Here is a 13,874-nt window from a genome sequence, read left to right as displayed (position 1 = left end):
ATGCCGCCGATCACGGTCTGGCCGGTCTCGACGTCCTGGTGCACCTTGAACGTCGGGTCCTCTTCGGCGAGCTTCTGGATCGACAGGCTCAGCTTCTCCTGGTCGCTCTTGGTCTTGGGCTCGATGGCCACCTCGATCACCGGGTCGGGAAAGGTCATCGACTCCAGCACGACCTGGTTATTCGGGTCGCTCAAGGTGTCACCAGTCGTGGTGTCCTTGAGGCCGATCACCGCGTAGATGTGACCCGCCGAGGCGGTCTCCACCGGGTTCTCCTTGTTGGAGTGCATCTGGAACAGCTTGCCCAGCCGCTCCTTCTTGCCCTTGGTGGCGTTGATGACCTGGCTGCCGGAATCGACCTTGCCCGAGTACACCCGGACGTAGGTGAGCTTGCCGAAGAACGGGTGCGTGGCGACCTTGAACGCCAGCGCCGAGAAGGGTTCGTCGGTCGACGGTTTGCGGATGACCTCCTGATCTTCCTTGCCGGGGGCGTGGCCCACGGCCGGCGGAACATCAAGGGGTGAAGGCAGGTAGTCGATCACGGCGTCGAGCATCGGCTGCACGCCCTTGTTCTTGAACGCGCTACCACACAGCACCAGGTAGGCCTCGGAACTGATGGTGAGCTTGCGAAGCGCACCCTTGATTTCCGCGACCGACAGCTCCTCGCCACCGAAGTACTTCTCGAGCAGCGCTTCGTCGGTCTCGGCGACGGCCTCGAGCAGCTTGGTGCGGTACTCGTCGGCCTTCTCCTGAAGCTCCTCGGGGATGTCGATGGTCTCGTACGTCTCACCGAGCTTGGTCTCGCCGCGCCACACCTTGGCCTTCATCTCCACCAGGTCGACGACGCCTTCGAAGTCACCCTCCGAACCGACAGGCAGCTGGATCGGAATGACGTTGGCGCCCAGCCGCTCCTCCATGGTGCGCACGGAGAAGTAGAAGTCGGCGCCGATCTTGTCCATCTTGTTGACGAAGCAGATGCGGGGGACGTCGTACTTGTCGGCCTGCCGCCAGACCTGCTCGGACTGCGGCTCGACGCCCTCCTTTCCGTCGAAGACGGCGACGGCGCCGTCGAGCACGCGCAGGCTGCGCTCCACCTCGACGGTGAAGTCGACGTGCCCGGGCGTGTCGATGATGTTGATCTGGTTGCCGTTCCAGAAGCAGGTGGTGGCCGCGGAGGTGATGGTGATCCCCCGCTCCTGCTCCTGCTCCATCCAGTCCATGGTCGCGGCGCCGTCGTGCACCTCACCGATCTTGTAGCTGATGCCGGTGTAGTAGAGGATGCGCTCCGTCGTCGTCGTCTTGCCGGCGTCGATGTGCGCCATGATGCCGATGTTGCGGACCTTGGTGAGGTCGGTCAGCACGTCCTTCTGTGCCACAGAAGTCTTCCCACTCTTTCGATTGCGTAGTTAGTTCGCGGGCGTTCCCGCCTCCGGCAACTGTGCCGGTTGGCGCCGGGTCCGGCGCTTACCAGCGATAGTGCGCGAAGGCGCGGTTGGCCTCGGCCATCTTGTGGGTGTCCTCACGCCGCTTGACGGAGGCCCCGAGGCCATTGCTGGCATCCAGGAGTTCGTTTGCCAGCCGCTCGATCATGGTCTTCTCCCGGCGTTGCCGCGAGAAGCTGACAAGCCAACGCAGCGCCAGCGTGGTGGACCGCTCCGGACGCACCTCGACGGGCACCTGATAGGTCGCACCACCGACGCGGCGGCTACGTACCTCCAGGGCGGGCTTGACGTTGTCGAGAGCACGCTTCAGCGTGATCACCGGGTCGCTACCGGTCTTTTCCCGGGCTTGCTCGAGCGCTCCATATACAATGCGCTCGGCGAGCGATTTCTTCCCCTTGAGCAGAACTTTGTTCACCAGTTGGGTGACCAGCTGCGATCCGTAGACAGGGTCGTTGACCAGTGGACGCTTGGGCGCGGGTCCCTTGCGCGGCATTAGCTCTTCTCCTTCTTGGCGCCGTAACGGCTGCGAGCCTGCTTGCGGTTCTTGACGCCCTGGGTGTCGAGCGAACCGCGGATGATCTTGTACCGGACACCGGGCAGGTCCTTGACCCGCCCACCACGCACCAGCACCATCGAGTGCTCCTGCAGGTTGTGTCCCTCGCCGGGGATGTAGGCGGTGACCTCGACCTGACTCGTCAGCTTCACGCGCGCGACCTTCCGAAGCGCCGAGTTCGGCTTCTTCGGGGTGGTGGTGTACACGCGAGTGCATACGCCACGGCGCTGCGGGCTGCCCTTCAGGGCCGCGGTCTTGACCTTGGCGACCTTGTCGCGGCGACCCTTGCGGACCAGCTGCTGAATGGTTGGCATCTACCGGCTTTCTGTGTTGACGTTCGTGTTCTGGCTCAAGCTGTTAAGTCTGTGTACTGCAGTTTCCCCCGCCTCGGAACAACTCCTGTACCCCGCGGCCGGGTGTGTCGCAGGCGCTCAGCACGGAATAGTGATCCGGTGCGTCGTGGACATGCGAATTAGCCCGGCATCCGCTCCCTTACGTCAGGCGCCGTAAGCCGCCAGGCACGAGCTACCACGATACCCGTCGCCGGTCTCGCAGGTCAAAGCGGCGGCCGGTCGCCTAGTTCGGTCCGGCATGCTCGTGCGCGGCGCGCCTGTCCGGCCCCTCCAAACCCCGAGCCAGCCGCAACACCATATCGGAGAACAGCGCGTCCGTGTCGATGTCGTCCATCACGCCGGTCATCTCCAGCAGCACGAAGCCGTGCATCGCGGACCAGAACTCCAGCGCCGCGTAGAAGGCGTCGGCACCGTCGAGGCCGTAGGAGGACAGCACGGCGATCACCGGCGCGGCCGCGCCCCTGGTGGCGGCCGCGTACTCGGGGTCGTCGCCGCCCAGCGGCATCCGGGTGAAGGCCGAGTACCGACCCGGGTGGTGATGCGCGTAGCTGCGGTAGGCGCCGGCCATGACGAGCACGGCGTCATCGCGGGCGCGCCCCTCGCCGACCCGGTTCAGCATCGTGATGATGTCGTCGATGACCCGGATCCGCACCGCGCGGCGCAGATCCTCCAGGCTGTCCACGTGGTTGTACAGCGAGGGTCCCTTGGTGCCCAGCTGCGTGGCCAGCGCGTTGATGGTCAGCGAGTCCCAGCCCTCGCGGTCCAGGAAGCTCAGGGCGCCGTCGACGATGCCGGTGCGGCTCAATTTGGCCGGGCGGGAGCCCGACCTCCCCGCGCGCTGGCGCCCAGTCGCCGACGGCGGTTCCGGAGCTGCCATGGCGATCGCCCTTCGATTGGTCCCGGGTGGGTTAACTAATGACTCTAGTTGACGGCGGCCGGGAAACCGCTGAGCCATGGCGAGGCGTCGACGACCCGGCAAATGCAAATAACCCCTGCCATCGGGCGGGGGAATACACGTAGTCTCATTCGTGCAGATTCACGTGTCGAAGGGGGCCCGCAGTGAACTGGACGACCGTCGCGGGGCCGCTGGTCACCTGTGCCATCGTCGTCGCCGCCACCCCCGCGGCCCCGGCGCCGCCCGCGCACGCCAAGAACGGCGACACCCACGTCATCGGGCAGGGCCTCGATCAGACGCTGGACTGCAACGACGCCACCCTGATCGTCAACGGCACCGCGAACACCGTCAACGCGAAGGGCAACTGCTGGGCGGTGACGGTCATGGGATCGGGCAACACCGTCATCGCGGACTCGGTCACCCACGACATCACCGTGTACGGCTGGGATCAGACCGTGTTCTATCACGGCGGCGCACCGATCCTCTGGGACCGCGGACGTGAACTGGGCATGACCAACCGGCTCCAGCAGGTGCCGGGCTGAGGCACGGGACTCATCAACGGAATCGAGGATCAATGCGTGACCACATCACCGACCGTTCGTCCAGGCTGGCCGCGCTCGCCCTCGCGCCGGCCGCAGTGGCTTTAGTGCTGGCGGGCTGCAGCTCGACGGCCAATCCGCCGGGTGGCACCACGGCGACGACGACGAAGAGCACGGCCACGACGACCAGCGGCGCGGCGGGGCCGACGGGCACGAGCGGCGCGAGCACCACCGCGTCCGTCGAGATCGGCAACACGCTGAACTATGGGTCGATGGGGACCACGGCCACGCTTGATTGCGCCAGCGGCAAGTCGTTGAACGTGGGTGGCTCGAACAACACGCTGACCGTCACCGGCACCTGCGAGACCGTGAGCATCGGCGGCGCGAACAACAAGATCACCTTCGACAAGGTCAACACCCGCATCACCGTGGTCGGGTTCAGCAACACCGTCACCTACAAGGACGGTGACCCCAAGGTCGACAACCTCGGCTCGGGCAACACGATCAGCAAGGGCTGAGCGACAGCGTCTTTCGTGGCCTTGGGCGCCAGGCTAATTCGCCGCCGTGCCGTGGCGGCCGGCGCCAGCGGCGAACCGCCCCGCGCCTTCCGCGGCCTCCGCGGCGACCCGGGCGATGCTGGCGAATTCGAAATCGATCGCGTCCGATTCCGGCCTGCCCCACTGCTCTAGCGCCGAGAGCCGATCCGATCGCATGCACTGCTGCGGCAGCGCCGCGAGCTGGGCCGCCAGTTCCTCGGCCGCCCGCCTGGCGTGACCTTTGGGCACGACGCGGTTGGCCAACCCCATCGCCAGGGCCTCATCGGCTTTGACACCGCGGCCGGTGAGGATCATGTCCATGGCGCGGCTTTGCCCGATCAGCCTGGGCAACCGCACGGTGCCGCCGTCGATGAGTGGCACCCCCCATCGCCGGCAGAACACCCCGAACACGGCGTCCTGCTCGGCCACCCGCAGATCGCACCAGAGGGCCAACTCCAGGCCCCCGGCGACGGCGTAGCCGCTCACCGCGGCGATCACCGGCTTGGACAGCACCATCCGCGTGGGGCCCATCGGGCCGGGGCCCGTGCGGTGCACCGCGTTCGCCTCGGCCGTGCCGAAGGACTTCAAATCGGCTCCGGCGCAAAAGGTTCCGCCGTCGCCCCACAGCACGGCCACCGACGCGGTGTCATCGCGGTCGAACTCGTCGAACGCCGCATAGAGCGCGGCGGCCGTGGGGCCGTTGACGGCGTTGCGCGCCCCCGGGCGGTTGAGGATCACCGTGGTGACCGGACCGTTGCGCTCTATCCGCACCGGATCGCTCATGTCGCCTCCACTAGTCGGGTTGGGTAACGTCGCTGCGCCAGTTCGGTGGCGAAGTCGTGATAAGCGTCGCGCAGCCGGTCGCCGGGCCAATCGGCAGGCAGCAGTTCGGCCGGCAACATCGGATCGGTGAGCAGGTGGCGCACGATCGCCGCGGCCGCCACGAACCGCCCGGGAGTGTCGGACGCGGCCGCCATCTCGCCGAGCAGCCGGTGGCCGGTTTCCACCCACCCGGGCAAGTCCCATAGCTCGCCGGCCAGCTCGGCGGGCGCGTCGTCGCGCGCTTTGAGCGTCCGCACCCGCGCCGCGACATTACGATCCAGGTCCAACTGCAGGTTGTCGGGCCGCATCCAGACGCCTTCGCGGAGCTCACCAAAGCGCTTGTCGTGCATGGTCGTTCGCAGCGCCGCCCGGCTGCGCGCGTCGCCGCCGACGCTGGTCACGATCAACACGAGCCAGTTCCCGCGCCAGGGCCGGGTTCGGGGGCGCATGGCATCGTCCTGCCTGCGCTGGCGGGCCAGCAATCGATCCGAGAGCCGGTAGCCTTCGGCGGAGCGGATCAGGTCACCCGCGCCGACCATGCGGGTCAGTGCCACCCGCAGCGTGGTCTCCTTGATACCGAAATCGGCTGTGAGCCCTACTAATTCGCCGGCGGTGGCGCACGCCGGGTGCGCCCCGAGCAGCACGCTGAGCACCACTGACCGGGCCGTCATGTCTGGCATGGCTAGACCTGTGACGCCCGGCGGCCGTGATCGCCGAACGGCTCGTCGCGATGCCGAACCGCCTCCCGGAAGCCGTGCTCGACGGCGTCGGCCACGAAGGCGTGCCCCTCGGGCGTGTGCCGGGCGACGCCGTCGAACACGGTGCCGACCATCCTGCTGGTGGCCACACCCTGTTGCAGCAGAGCCGAATTGAGCGCGAGCTTGACCATGATCAGCTGGTTGACCGGCACCGAGGCGATCCTTTCGACCAGTCGCTCGGTCCGCTCGTCGAGGTCCTTCGGGTCCGGCGCCTCCACCGCGAGGCCCCACTCGGCGGCCTGCGCGCCGGTGATGCAATCACCCGTGAGCAGCAGGCGTTTCGCGCGCTGATCGCCGAGCCGGTGGGCCCACAGCCCTGCCGCGGGGACGCCCCACACCCGCGTCGGCGGATAGCCGATCTTGGCGTCGGCGGCGGCGATCACCTGGTCGGCGTGCAGCGCGATGTCGGTGCCGCCGGCCACGCAATAGCCGTGGATCTTGACCACCGTCGGCTTGTCGGCGTGCATCAGGCTGGAAAACCCGCGCACGAATCGACTCATCATCTGATAGTCGATCATCGGGTCCCACGGCTGATTCGGCAGGTGGTTGACCGCCTGGGCCTTGCCGTCCAGCACGGTGCCCTGATACGCGCCGGTCCCTCCGGCCGAACCGGTGCGGTCGGCGTAGGCGGACAGGTCGAAGCCCGCGCAGAAGCCCTCGCCGCGCCCCGACACCAGGATGACGTGCACACCGGGGTCGAGGTCGGCGCGCTCCACCAATGCCGAGAGCTCCAGCGGGGTGTCCGCAACGATCGCGTTGCCCTTCTCCGGCCGGTTGAAGGTGATGCGCGCAACCCGATCGGTGACCTCATAGGTCATCGTCTTCAGGTTGTCGAAGTCGACCGGCCTGATCGCGTGAGTCATCGTTTCTACTCAGCCCTTAACCAGGGACCGCTCCAGGATGGGAGCCAGGTCCAGCCCGGCCGGCATGGTGCCGAACGCACCGCCCCACCGGCCGTCGAGCCGGGTGGCCAGGAATGCCTCGGCGACGGCGGGATGCCCGTGCCGTACCAGCAGCGAGCCCTGCAGCGCCAGGCAGATGTCCTCGGCGACCTTGCGGGCGCGGTAGGCGATGTTGTCCAGGTCGGCCAGGTGCTGGCGCAGCCGCCCGACGTGGCCGCCCAGGCGCGGATCCTGACCGGCGCTCTCGTCGAGCTCCGCGAACAGCACCTCGATGCACTCGGGGCGAGTTGCCATGGCACGCAGCGTATCCAGCGCGCTGACGTTGCCCGAGCCCTCCCAGATGCCCATCAGCGGCGCCTCGCGGAACAACCGCGGCATGCCGGAGTCCTCGACATAGCCGTTGCCGCCCAGGCATTCCAGCGCCTCGGCGGCGTGCGGGGTGGCGCGCTTGCACACCCAGTACTTGCTGGCGGCCAGGCCAATCCGGCGCAGCAGCGCCTCGGTCTGGTCCCCCCGCACCGCATTGTCGGTCGCGCCGGCCATCCGCATCGCGACGATCGTGGCGGCCTCGGCCTCGACGGCCAGGTCGGCCAGGACGTTGCGCATCAGCGGCTGGTCGATCAGATAGGCGCCGAACGCCTTTCGGTGCTGGGCGTGGTGAATGGCGCGAGTCAGGCCGGTGCGCATGCTGGTGGCACTGCCCAGCGTGCAGTCCAGCCGGGTGAGGTTGACCATCTCGATGATCGTCGGGACGCCGCGGCCCTCCTCGCCCACCGGCCACGCGGTGGCGCCGTCGTACTCCACCTCGCTGGAGGCGTTGGCGTGGTTGCCGAGCTTGTCCTTGAGTCGCTGCAGGAACATCCGGTTGCGGGTGCCGTCCGGCAGAATCCGCGGCAGCATGAAGCAGGACAGTCCATTTGGGGCCTGCGCCAGCACCAGGAAGATGTCGCACATCGGCGCCGACGTGAACCACTTGTGGCCGGTCAAGCTGTACGTCCCGTCGCCGTTCGGTGTCGCCAGGGTGGTGCCGGCGCGCACGTCGGAGCCGCCCTGCTTCTCGGTCATCGACATGCCCGCGGTGATGCCGGGCTTCGTGGTGGCCAGCTTCAGCTCGGGGTCGTACTCGCGACTGGTCAGCAGCGGCTCGTAAACCGCCGCCAGTTCGGGGTTGTGGCGCAGCGCCGGGACGACGGCGTACGTCATCGAGACGGGGCAGGTGTGTCCGGGCTCGACATTCCAGACCGACATCTTGGCGGCGCGCACCACGTGCGCCCCCGGTCGCCCGTCGGCCCACGGCGCCGCGTGGATGCCGTGGGCGATCGCCGCGCGCATCAACTCGTGGTAGGCCGGGTCGTACTCGATCTCGTCGACGCGGTGCCCGTACTGGTCGTGGGTGTGCAGCACGGGCCGGTTGCGGTCGGCGAGCTCGCCCCATCGCTGCGCTTCGCGGCTGCCCGCAAGCGCCCCAAGCTCATTCACCTCTTCTGAGCCCCACTGCCCGCCCTCGCGGATCAGGGCCTCGACGAGCACGGCGGACGTCGCGGGGTTGTAGTTCTCCAGGGGCGGAACCTGATTGGTGACGACGTGGGTATCTGGCATGCCACCCATGTTACAGTTTTCCGACAGCCGCACAAGAGGTGTAATGATCACCGGGGATGTGCCGAGAAGAATCGCCATAGCGTCTCGGTCGCGAAGGGTGGCCACTCGTGGCCACCGCCGTCGACGGTGATGAGCACGGCACCCCGGTTGTCGGCGCATCCGGCCGTGGACGTGGTGACGGGACCGCTGGTCGTCGCGGCCGGAACGCCGCACTGATTTACGTTGCGCCAGAACGCGTTGACCTCCGGCACCGACGGACCGTTGATGACGCTGAAGCCCTGCCCGCCGCCGTAGGGGACGAGCCGATCGGCGGTGCCGTGGATGTGGATGACCGACGTCGGACGCGGGGCCTGGCAAGGGTTAGCTGCGTGCCGGCGACCGGGCCGATGGCGGCGAAAATGTCGGTGATGCACGCCAGCGTGTAGGACATGATTGCGCCATTGCTCATGCCGGTGGCGTAAACCTTGGCGGCATCTGTGCCGACGTTCTTGGCGATGTCGGCCACGGCCGCGCTGACGAAGTCGACGTCATCGACGCCTTCCCGTCCCGGCCGGCCGCAGCAGCCTTCCCCGTCGACGTTCCAGGCCCGGCTGAGGCCGTCCGGATATGCGACGACGAATTTGCCCGAGTCGGCCAAACCGTCCCAGCCGTAATCTCTTTCGGCTTGCGCGGCACTGCCGGAATAGCCGTGCATCACCACCACCAGCGGCGCCAAGGCGGGCACTCCCGGGGGCTTGTACAGGCGATAGTTGCGATCGTGTCCACCGACATTGATGTGGTGCAGGCTGGCGCCGGTGACGAAGCCCGACGGCAGCTCAGGCCACGGTGAACAACCCGCGACCAGGAGAACCACTCCGAAAAGCGTCGCGAGCCGACCGAGCATGCCCGCAGATCAGCTGCCGGTATTTTCCCGCAGGAACGCGATGTCGTCCTTGCGCCCCTCGTCGGCGGTCTCGCAGATGACCGGGGCGTCGGCGGCCTTGACCACCGCGACGAGCAACTCGGGATCGATCTGGCCGGTGCCGATGTTGGCGTGCCGGTCGGCACCGGAGCCCGCCGCGTCCCTCGAGTCGTTGCAGTGCACCAGGTCGATGCGCCCGGTCAGGGCCTTTATCCGGTCGACCGCGTCGATCAGCTCTTCACCCGCGGCCCACGCGTGGCAGGTGTCCAGGCAGAAGCCAATGCCCTTGTCGCCGATGTGATCCCAGAGCCTGCCGATGGTATCGAAGTAGCGGGCCATCGCGTGGTCGCCGCCCGCGGTGTTCTCCAGGTACACGCGCACGTCGGTTTCGAGGTAGTCCAGCGCCTTGACCCACCGCTCGAAACCGGCCTCCATGTCGTTGTCGTCGGCGTGACCGCCGTGCACGATCACCGCCGTCGCGCCGATCGCCGAGGCCGCGTCGCAGGTGTCCTGCAGGATCTTGCGCGACGGGATGCGGATGCGGTTGTTGGCCGACGCCACGTTGATGAGATACGGGGCGTGGACGTACAGGGGCACGGTGGATGCCTTCAGCGTCTCGGCGTCGTCACGCGGCTTCGGCTTCTTCCAGCTCTGCGGGTTGCCGAGGAAGAACTGCACCACGTCGGCGCCGTCTGCCTGGGCGGCGGCCAGGGGGTCCTCTGAGTGGACGTGGGAACCGATAAGCACGGTCGCCAGTGTAGTGGGTCACCCAACTCCGGCGAGCAGACGCAAAAGCCCCTGATACGCCGTGCGTTCGGGGGCTTTTGCGTCTGCTCAGGCCGCTAGCAAGTGGTAGTTGATGCGGTCGACGAGACCGACCGCATCGGCGCGGATGTCGCCTACCGTCATCGGAATAGTTGTCCACCCGCATTCCTGCAGCCGGGCGGCCTTGAGCCTGTCGTGCACCAGAGCATCGCGGCCGACGTGCCACTCGATGCTGTCGTATTCGGCGATGACCATCGCGTCCGGCCATGCGAAATCGACCCGCCATGATCTGCCGTAGCGGTCCACGATGTTGTACTGCAGCTCTGGGAGGGGTAGCCGGTGATCGATAAACACCAGTCGTGCCTCGCTCTCCATCGGCGACTCGGCACGTCCGTCGGCGTAACCGACCAACTCCCGAACCCTCACGATGCCGCGGCGGCCCTTCTGCTCTCGTATCGCCGCGTCCAGTTCCCCTGTCGTGCAAGCGCCGACCTGCAGGGCGGCATCAAGCGTCGCCAAGGCGCGGGGCCGCCGTATCGTTCGCGCCACTTCGACCGCTGTCCATGCCGGCGCTGTCGCGAGCCGGCCGTCCACCCTTCGCAGCGGCGCGCCAATTCGTTGATGCACCATCAGACCCGTTGACGGCCGCATCCGTACTCCCGGATCAAGGACATGGGTGCACAACGTGCTCTCGGTATCAAACCCGTACAACGCGGCCGCCGTCCCCATGCAGGCCACGATCGGCTTGCCGGCCAATAGATCCAGCGCGGCGAGTTTGCCGAACACATCAGGCGCACTCGTCGCATAGACACCATGGCGCACTCGAATGAGCCTGCCCGCCTTGACCATTCCGGCCAGGCGCTTGCGAGACAGGATTGTAAGAAGTTCGCGAGTGGTCGCCAGCCCGCTCCTGGCTAGCAGGGCACGTTCGATATCCACGCCTGCGACAATGCAGCCCGCCGAGCGACCGAGGTGGGTCACAACAAGCAATATGTGGACGCACGCGCAACTGTGCACGCGACCACCAGACGCAAAAGCCCCCGACACGCCGTGCGTGCGGGGGCTTTTGCGTCTGCTCGCCGGGACTAGCGGTAGTCGCTGTAGCCGTAGTCGTCCAGGGGGACCGCAGCTCCGGTGGCTTGGCCGAAGTCCGGGCTGTAGTAGTGATCCTCGTAGGACGGGATCGTGTACGCCGCGGCGCGGGCCTCCTCGGTGGGCTGAACCTGGATGTTGCGGTAGCGGTTGATGCCGGTACCGGCCGGGATCAGCTTCCCGATGATCACGTTCTCCTTCAGACCCCTGAGCTTGTCGCTGCGGCAGTTGATCGCCGCGTCGGTCAGCACTCGCGTGGTCTCCTGGAACGACGCCGCAGAAAGCCACGAGTCGGTGGCCAGTGACGCCTTCGTGATACCCATCAGCACCGGCCGGCCGGCGGCGGGCTCGCCGCCCTCGGCCACCACCCGGCGGTTCTCCGCCTCGAACTCCGCACGGTCGATCAGCGAGCCGGGCAGGAACTCCGTGGCGCCCGAGTCGATGATCGTGACGCGGCGCAGCATCTGGCGAACGATCACCTCGATGTGCTTGTCGTGGATCGACACGCCCTGAGCGCGGTAGACCTCCTGGACCTCGCGCACCAGGTGGATCTGCACCTCGCGGGGCCCCTGCACGCGCAGCACCTCGTGCGGGTCGGCGGAGCCTTCCATCAGCTGCTGGCCCACCTCGACGTGGTCACCGTCGGACAGCACGCCCTCGGACCCGTCGTCGTGCTTGAACACCCGCAGCCGCTGCCGCTTGGAGAGCTTGTCGTAGACCACTTCCTCGCCACCATCGTCGGGAACGACGATGATCTTGTAGAACCGCTCACCGTCCTCGAGACGGACCCGCCCGCTGACGTCGGCGATCGGCGCCTTGCCGCGCGGCACGCGGGCCTCGAACAGCTCCTGCACACGGGGCAGACCGCCGGTGATGTCCTCACCGACACCGCCCTGGTGGAAGGTACGCATGGTCAGCTGCGTGCCGGGTTCACCGATGGACTGCGCCGCGACGATACCGACGGCCTCCCCGATGTCGACCAGCTTGCCGGTGGCCATGGAGCGCCCATAGCAGGTCGCGCACACGCCGGTGCCGGTGGTACAGGTGAGCACCGAGCGCACCTTGATCTGTGTGATGCCCGCAGCCAGCAAGGCGTCGATCGACGGGTCACCCAGGTCTTCACCGCGCGCGACGACGACGTTGCCGGCCTCGTCGACCGCGTCGGCGCCCAGAGTCCGGGCGTACGCCGAGGTTTCGATGTACGGGTCGCGGATCAGCGTGCCGTCGGGCTGACGCTCGGCCAGCTCGACGACGATGCCGCGCTCGGTCTCGCAGTCGTGCTCGCGGACGATGACGTCCTGGCTCACGTCCACCAGACGACGGGTCAGGTACCCGGAGTCCGCGGTACGCAACGCGGTGTCCGCCAAGCCCTTTCGAGCGCCGTGTGTGTTGATGAAGTACTCCAGCACGGTCAGGCCCTCGCGGAACGACGACTTGACCGGACGCGGGATGAACTCGCCCTTCGGGTTGGTCACCAGGCCCTTCATGCCGGCCAGCGTTCGGGTCTGGGTGAAGTTACCGGTGGCACCCGAGTCGACGATCGTGATGATCGGGTTGTCGGCAGGGTAGTGCTCCCGCAGCGCCTGACCCACCTCGTCGGTGGCTTCCTTCCAGATCTCCACCAGCGCCTCGTTGCGCTCGTCGTGGTTCAAAGCACCACGCTGGAACTGCTTTTCGACCTTGTCGGCCCGATCCTCGTAGTGGTCGAGGATCTCCTTCTTGCGCGGCGGGACCAACACGTCGGCCATCGAGACCGTGACACCGCTGCGGGTCGCCCAGTAGAAGCCGGCGTCCTTCAGCTTGTCGACGGTCTGCGCCACCACGATCATCGGGTAGCGCTCGGCCAGGTCGTTGATGATGGCGGCCTGCACCTTCTTGTGCATCTGCTTGTTCACGAACGGGTAGCCCAGCGGCAGCAGCTCGTTGAACAGCACCCGGCCCAGCGTGGTCTCGGCCCTCCAGGCATCCCCCGGCTGCCAGCCGTTGGCGCCGAACAGCTCGGCCTCGATTTCGGCGGGCGGACGCAGCTGGGTCAGCCGCACCTTGATCTTGGCCCGTACCGAAAGCACGCCGCGGTCGGACGCCATGATCGCCTCGGCCGGCGAGGAGTACACGCCAACCTCCGGTTGATCCTTGGCGGACGGCCGGTATTCGCCCTTGTCGCCCTCGATCTCGGTGGTCAGGAAGTACAGCCCGGTCACCATGTCCAGTCGGGGCATGGCCAACGGGCGGCCGGACGCCGGCGACAGGATGTTGTTACTCGACAGCATCAGGATGCGGGCCTCGGCCTGCGCCTCCGCGGACAGCGGCAGGTGCACGGCCATCTGGTCACCGTCGAAGTCGGCGTTGAACGCCTCACACACCAACGGGTGCAGCTGAATCGCCTTGCCTTCCACCAGCATCGGCTCGAAGGCCTGGATGCCCAGCCGGTGCAGGGTGGGCGCGCGGTTCAGCAGCACCGGGTGCTCGGCGATGACCTCTTCGAGCACGTCCCACACCTGGGGACGCTGCCGCTCGACCAGGCGCTTGGCGCTCTTGATGTTCTGCGCGTGGTTGAGGTCGACCAGCCGCTTCATCACGAACGGCTTGAACAGCTCCAGCGCCATCAGCTTGGGCAAACCGCACTGGTGCAACTTGAGCTGCGGGCCGACCACGATGACCGAACGGCCGGAGTAGTCGACGCGCTTACCGAGCAGGTTCTGGCGGAACCGGCCCTGCTT

At 67.2% G+C, this 13,874-nt stretch carries 15 protein-coding genes; 2 read left to right on the top strand and 13 right to left on the bottom strand.

Annotated features, from left to right (window positions below; translation table 11 throughout):
- The 4 genes from fusA to JWP83_RS07365 all read right to left on the bottom strand — a co-directional run.
- On the bottom strand, nt 1-1,373 hold a 1,373-nt coding region (gene fusA, locus JWP83_RS07380), incomplete at its 3' end, for an elongation factor G (RefSeq protein ID WP_297727933.1).
- 88 nt (nt 1,374-1,461) lie between these two features.
- Nucleotides 1,462-1,932, bottom strand: a complete 471-nt coding sequence (gene rpsG / locus JWP83_RS07375) for a 30S ribosomal protein S7 (RefSeq protein ID WP_297727931.1) — start codon at nt 1,930-1,932, stop codon at nt 1,462-1,464.
- Nucleotides 1,932-2,306 (bottom strand): 30S ribosomal protein S12, encoded by a 375-nt coding sequence (gene rpsL, locus JWP83_RS07370; RefSeq protein ID WP_007767794.1) that lies wholly within the window; start codon nt 2,304-2,306, stop codon nt 1,932-1,934. Before rpsL ends, rpsG begins: the two co-directional genes overlap by 1 nt.
- Before the next feature lie 262 nt (nt 2,307-2,568).
- On the bottom strand, nt 2,569-3,222 hold the full coding sequence (locus JWP83_RS07365; RefSeq protein WP_297727929.1) for a TetR/AcrR family transcriptional regulator: 654 nt from the start codon (nt 3,220-3,222) through the stop codon (nt 2,569-2,571).
- A 182-nt stretch (nt 3,223-3,404) separates the two neighbouring features.
- Between JWP83_RS07365 and JWP83_RS07360 the strand changes: the two genes are divergently transcribed.
- Together JWP83_RS07360 and JWP83_RS07355 are read left to right on the top strand one after the other, a co-directional pair.
- Complete coding sequence (locus JWP83_RS07360) at nt 3,405-3,782, top strand: DUF3060 domain-containing protein (protein WP_297727927.1); 378 nt, start codon at nt 3,405-3,407, stop codon at nt 3,780-3,782.
- Nucleotides 3,783-3,814: 32 nt separating this feature from the next.
- Nucleotides 3,815-4,297, top strand: coding sequence for a DUF3060 domain-containing protein (locus JWP83_RS07355; RefSeq protein WP_297727925.1), 483 nt, complete (start codon nt 3,815-3,817; stop codon nt 4,295-4,297).
- A 33-nt stretch (nt 4,298-4,330) separates the two neighbouring features.
- Here JWP83_RS07355 and JWP83_RS07350 read toward each other — a convergent pair whose 3' ends face one another.
- The 9 genes from JWP83_RS07350 to rpoC all read right to left on the bottom strand — a co-directional run.
- Nucleotides 4,331-5,098, bottom strand: a complete 768-nt coding sequence (locus tag JWP83_RS07350; RefSeq protein WP_297727923.1) for a crotonase/enoyl-CoA hydratase family protein — start codon at nt 5,096-5,098, stop codon at nt 4,331-4,333.
- Complete coding sequence (locus JWP83_RS07345) at nt 5,095-5,817, bottom strand: PaaX family transcriptional regulator C-terminal domain-containing protein (RefSeq protein ID WP_297727921.1); 723 nt, start codon at nt 5,815-5,817, stop codon at nt 5,095-5,097. Before JWP83_RS07345 ends, JWP83_RS07350 begins: the two co-directional genes overlap by 4 nt.
- A 2-nt stretch (nt 5,818-5,819) precedes the next feature.
- Nucleotides 5,820-6,758: a crotonase/enoyl-CoA hydratase family protein gene (locus tag JWP83_RS07340; RefSeq protein ID WP_297727919.1), complete on the bottom strand. Its 939-nt coding sequence runs from the start codon at nt 6,756-6,758 to the stop codon at nt 5,820-5,822.
- Between the two features lie 9 nt (nt 6,759-6,767).
- A complete protein-coding gene (locus JWP83_RS07335) occupies nt 6,768-8,396 on the bottom strand; it encodes an acyl-CoA dehydrogenase family protein (RefSeq protein WP_297727917.1) in 1,629 nt (542 codons plus the stop codon).
- A gap of 47 nt (nt 8,397-8,443) precedes the next feature.
- Nucleotides 8,444-8,647 carry a hypothetical protein gene (locus JWP83_RS07330; protein WP_297727915.1) on the bottom strand — a complete coding sequence of 68 codons (204 nt, stop codon included), beginning with the start codon at nt 8,645-8,647 and terminating at the stop codon, nt 8,444-8,446.
- Entirely contained in the window at nt 8,614-9,279 is a 666-nt protein-coding gene (locus JWP83_RS07325; RefSeq protein WP_297727913.1) for a PHB depolymerase family esterase, read from the bottom strand. Before JWP83_RS07325 ends, JWP83_RS07330 begins: the two co-directional genes overlap by 34 nt.
- Nucleotides 9,280-9,288: 9 nt before the next feature.
- Entirely contained in the window at nt 9,289-10,044 is a 756-nt protein-coding gene (locus JWP83_RS07320; protein WP_297727911.1) for a deoxyribonuclease IV, read from the bottom strand.
- Nucleotides 10,045-10,131: 87 nt separating this feature from the next.
- Nucleotides 10,132-11,001: a type IV toxin-antitoxin system AbiEi family antitoxin domain-containing protein gene (locus tag JWP83_RS07315; RefSeq protein WP_297727909.1), complete on the bottom strand. Its 870-nt coding sequence runs from the start codon at nt 10,999-11,001 to the stop codon at nt 10,132-10,134.
- 146 nt (nt 11,002-11,147) lie between these two features.
- The coding region (rpoC, locus tag JWP83_RS07310; RefSeq protein WP_297727906.1) for a DNA-directed RNA polymerase subunit beta' at nt 11,148-13,874 on the bottom strand (2,727 nt) is incomplete at its 5' end.

The organism is Mycobacterium sp., from assembly GCF_025965855.1.
GTDB lineage: Bacteria > Actinomycetota > Actinomycetes > Mycobacteriales > Mycobacteriaceae > Mycobacterium.
This window is presented reverse-complemented; position numbering and strand designations above follow the sequence as displayed.